Consider the following 368-nt stretch of genomic DNA (forward strand, 5'->3'; position numbering starts at 1 on the left):
CAGCGGCACAGCCTGTTCGTCGAGGACGGCTGCGCCGGCAACTGGACCACGGAAAGCGGTGAACCCCTGGTTTTCCGGGGCCATGAGAGCCTCAGGCGGCTCGCCGAGTGGCTCGAGCGCTGCTTCCCCGACTGGGAGTGGCACAACGTGCGGATCTTCGAGACCGAGGATCCGAACCACTTCTGGGTCGAGTGCGACGGGCGCGGCAAGGCGCTGGTCCCAGGGTATCCGCAGGGCTATTGCGAGAACCACTACATCCATTCCTTCGAACTCGAGAACGGCCGGATAAAACGCAATCGCGAGTTCATGAACCCGATGCAGAAATTGCGTGCATTGGGAATAGCCGTTCCGCAAATAAAACGTGACGG

1 protein-coding gene is annotated in these 368 nt (G+C 61.1%); it reads left to right on the plus strand.

Annotation, left to right across the window (positions count from 1 at the left end):
* On the plus strand, positions 1-368 hold a 368-nt coding region (gene phzA / locus HMPREF2914_RS16290), incomplete at both ends, for a phenazine biosynthesis protein PhzA (RefSeq protein WP_049237415.1).

Origin of the sequence: Pseudomonas sp. HMSC067G02, assembly GCF_001813485.1 — a bacterium.
In the GTDB taxonomy this organism is placed as follows: domain Bacteria; phylum Pseudomonadota; class Gammaproteobacteria; order Pseudomonadales; family Pseudomonadaceae; genus Pseudomonas; species Pseudomonas aeruginosa.